The organism is Streptomyces sp. NPDC055078, from assembly GCF_053607985.1.
In genome coordinates this window covers 1,452-5,005 of sequence record NZ_JBSGUP010000612.1, presented here as the reverse complement: position 1 = coordinate 5,005, position 3,554 = coordinate 1,452, and the positions used below count along the sequence as shown (strand labels likewise).

Annotated in this window: 4 protein-coding genes and 1 pseudogene; 4 read left to right on the top strand and 1 reads right to left on the bottom strand. The window is 69.9% G+C overall.

Features of this window, described 5'->3' with window-relative positions:
- The 3 genes and pseudogenes from ACWF94_RS33285 to ACWF94_RS33275 form a co-directional block, all read left to right on the top strand.
- Positions 1–343, top strand: a pseudogene (locus ACWF94_RS33285) (ABC transporter substrate-binding protein); the annotation flags it as partial.
- 8 nt (positions 344–351) lie between these two features.
- Positions 352–996 (top strand): amino acid ABC transporter permease, encoded by a 645-nt coding sequence (locus ACWF94_RS33280; protein ID WP_453497163.1) that lies wholly within the window; start codon positions 352–354, stop codon positions 994–996.
- On the top strand, positions 993–1,868 hold the full coding sequence (locus tag ACWF94_RS33275) for an amino acid ABC transporter permease (RefSeq protein ID WP_453497160.1): 876 nt from the start codon (positions 993–995) through the stop codon (positions 1,866–1,868). Before ACWF94_RS33280 ends, ACWF94_RS33275 begins: the two co-directional genes overlap by 4 nt.
- Positions 1,869–2,268: 400 nt before the next feature.
- Here ACWF94_RS33275 and ACWF94_RS33270 read toward each other — a convergent pair whose 3' ends face one another.
- The gene (locus tag ACWF94_RS33270) at positions 2,269–3,015 is read right to left on the bottom strand and encodes a hypothetical protein (protein WP_453497157.1); all 747 of its coding nucleotides are present in this window, start codon (positions 3,013–3,015) and stop codon (positions 2,269–2,271) included.
- 106 nt (positions 3,016–3,121) lie between these two features.
- Between ACWF94_RS33270 and ACWF94_RS33265 the strand changes: the two genes are divergently transcribed.
- A partial coding sequence (locus tag ACWF94_RS33265) for a gamma-glutamyltransferase (RefSeq protein ID WP_453497154.1) occupies positions 3,122–3,554 on the top strand: 433 nt, incomplete at its 3' end.

Genomic DNA, 3,554 nt, shown 5'->3' with positions numbered 1-3,554 from the left:
CGACTACCCCCAGGCCGATCTCGTCGCGTACGACAACTACTCGATCTGTGTCGACAATCTGCTGACCTTCCAGGTCGACGCCGTCACCACCGACGACGCCATCCTCACCGGCTACGCGGCCAAGGCCCCCGACGAACTCAAGGTCGTCGGCAAGCCGTTCTCCCAGGAGCCGTACGGCATCGGGGTCCCGCGCCAGGACAACGCCCTGCGCTTCGCCATCGACGACGCCCTGGCGGCCAACGAGAAGAACGGGAACTGGAAGAAGGCATACGACGCCACCCTCGGCCTCTCCGGGGTCCCGGCGCCGAAGCCGCCGCCGATCGACCGCTACCCGTCGAGCTGAGGACCGAAGTGAACGTACTGACCGACAACTTCTCGCTGTACGGCGAGGGCTTCCTCGGCACCGTCGAGCTGACGGTCTACTCCTCGCTGCTCGCCCTCGTCCTCGGCTTTGTGATGGCGTCCTTCCGGGTCGCGCCCGTCGGCTCCTTCCGGGCCATCGGCACGGTCTGGGTGACCGTCCTGCGCAACACCCCGCTCACCCTGCTGTTCTTCGCGGTCCTGCTGGGCCTGCCCCGGTTCGGACTCGTCCTGCCCTTCAAGGTCTTCGCGGTGATCGCCCTCGGCTGCTACACATCGGCCTTCATCTGCGAGGCGCTGCGCTCCGGCATCAACACCGTCCCCAAGGGCCAGGGCGAGGCGGCCCGCAGCCTGGGCATGACCTTCGGACAGACCCTCGGCGGGGTGGTGCTGCCCCAGGCGTTCCGCAGCGTCATCCCGCCGGTCGGCTCCACCATCATCGCGCTCGCAAAGAACTCCGCGATCGCGGGAGCGTTCAGCGTCACCGAACTCCTCGGCACCTACAAGACCCTCAGCGAGCTGGGCTACAACATCATCTGGACCTTCGTCTGGATCGCCGTCGGCTACTTGATCATCACCCTCACCATCAGTGCGCTCTTCCATGTGCTGGAGAAGCGCTACGGAGTCGCCCGATGACCGATTCCACCGCCCTCTACGACATCCCGGGACCCAGGACCCGCCGCCGCCACCGGCTGTACGGGATCGGCTCCACCATCGCCATCGTGGCGCTGCTCGGCTGGATCGTGTACCTGCTCTTCGACACCGGGCAGTTCACCGCCGCCAAATGGACGCCGTTCGAGTACGAGGGCATCCAGGAACTGCTGCTCCGGGGCCTCGGCAACACCCTTAAGGCTTTCGTCTTCGCCGCGGTGTTCTCCCTGGTCCTCGGCGGGATCCTGGCCTGCGGCCGGCTCTCCGACCACCGGCCGGTGCGCTGGGTGTCGACGCTGGTGGTGGAGTTCTTCCGGGCCATGCCCGTGCTGGTGATGATCTTCTTCATCTTCGTCGCACTGAAGGTCCAGCCGCTGCCCGCGCTGGTGACCGGGCTGACGCTCTACAACGGCTCGGTGCTCGCCGAGGTCTTCCGCGCGGGCATCAACTCCGTGGACCGGGGCCAGCGGGAGGCCGCGTACGCCCTGGGTATGCGCAAGACCCAGGTGATGACCCACGTCCTGGCGCCCCAGGCCGTGCGCGCCATGATGCCGACGATCATCAGCCAGCTCGTGGTCGCCCTCAAGGACACCTCGCTCGGCTATCTCATCACCTACGAGGAATTCCTCCACGCCGGAAAGCTCATCGCGTCGAACCTCGACTACGATTTGCCGTTCATCCCCGTGGTGATGGTGATCTCGCCGATCTACATCGGGATGTGCATGCTGCTCTCCTGGTTCGCCAACTGGATGGCCAGACGGCAGCGCCGCAGTCCGAAGACGAAGGCCGTGGACATCGCCCCGGCCGAACCAGGGACGCTGCTGCCCGGAGGTCCCCCCGCGCCCGGAGGGACGTAGGAGGCAGGGCAGCAGTTCATGGGGCACGACCGGCTCACCCCCTGGTGGGGGAGCCCGGCAGCAGCCGGTGATCACTTCCGGCGCGGCGGGACCGACGGATCACTCGGCCGGCCGCGTACGGGAAGAAGGTCAGCTGCGCGTCGGCCGGGTCGTGCTCGATGTGGTTGCCGAGGCCGAGCGGGCTCCCGTCGCGACACCGCGCGACGGGGGTGCCGCTCTCCTTGGCGCGGGTCGCCTTCGCGCGCGGGCGCGGCGGTGGTCCGGTGGGGCCGGTGGCCGCCGGACGGGACGGCCGGGCGGAACGGCCGGAGGAGACGCCAACCCCGCCAGCCCGCGGCCCGCCAGCCCACACCCCGCCAGCCCGCAGCCCGCGGCCCACACCCCGCCAGCCTGCGGCCCGCTAGCCCGCGGCCCGGTGCGAGGGAGCGGGCGCCGTCGGCAGCGGTGCCTGGGCCGGGTGGGTCACATCGGCGACCACCTCGACGACATCGGGCCCGTACGCCTGCGAGTTGATGACCTTGAGCAGCAGACAGAAAGAGGCCGAGCCGTGTTTGCGGGCCAGTTTGCGGTGGTTGCGGGCGAGATAGCGGGTCGCGGCCTGGTTGGTGATGGCGCGCTGCCCGCAGAAGAGGAAGACGGGCCGGGCGTCCTGCCCCGCCGTCAGCCGGGCGAGCAGCACATACTCGGCCACCCCCGGCTCGATCCGGTAGCGCTCCGAACCGATCTGGAACGCGCCCTGGTCGGGCCCCGGCTCCGGGGAGGTGTTCATCCGGACGCCCGGGAGGAGGCTGTGAAGGTGCGCGGCCATCCGCCGATTCGACACCGGACCTCCGACGCAGTACTCCGCGCGCTCCCCGAACCCCTGCTGGGCTATGTCGTGCCACAGGATCTGGGCATGCGCCCCGCACTCCTTGATCAGCGCGGAGAGTTCGAGCAGCGCGAAGACGTCGAAGCGGTGCACCGAGCCGTCCCGGCCCGCCTCGCGGTTGACGACCAGCAGCGCTTCGGAGCTAGCGGGCAGGCCGAAGAACGCCTGCTGACGGCGGAGCGCGGTGCGCCACAGATAGGTGCGGGCCAGCCAGCCGAGCGCGGCGGTGACACCGGCGGCCACCACACCGAGGACGATGTTGCGTACGTCGTCATTCATGGGCGCGCATGCTATCGGTGGTCTCGCAACCCCGTTCGGGGCGGTCCTGACGGGCGGTCCCCCGCGACGTTACAGTGCGCGGACAAAAGTCGACTCGGAGGTACGGATGCGTCGTTCCGCCGCACGGAGTACGTCATTACTGGCCGTCGCCGCCGCGCTGGTGTCCATCGGCGCCGGAGCGCCGCCCGATCACGGGCCGCCGGACCGGGCGGCCACCCCGCCGAAGACCCCTGTCGCCGTGGGGTACGGCGGTGCGATCGCCAGTGTCGACCCCGACGCGTCAGCGGCCGGGATCGAGGTGCTGCGGCGGGGCGGGAACGCCGTGGACGCCGCGGTGGCCACCGCGGCGGCCCTCGGGGTGACGGAGCCGTACTCCGCGGGCATCGGCGGTGGCGGCTACTTCGTCCACTACGACGCGAAGTCCCGTACGGTCCGCACCATCGACGGCCGGGAGACCGCGCCGCGCTCCGCCGACGCCTCCCTCTTCCTGGAGAACGGCAAGCCGATCCCGTTCGCCGAGGGCCAGACGAGCGGTCTCG

Bases quoted from the DNA above. Each gene is read 5' to 3' on its own strand.
- ACWF94_RS33275 (WP_453497160.1), top strand. From the start codon at position 993: ATGACCGATTCCACCGCCCTCTACGACATCCCGGGACCCAGGACCCGC.
- ACWF94_RS33270 (WP_453497157.1), bottom strand. From the start codon at position 3,015: ATGAATGACGACGTACGCAACATCGTCCTCGGTGTGGTGGCCGCCGGT.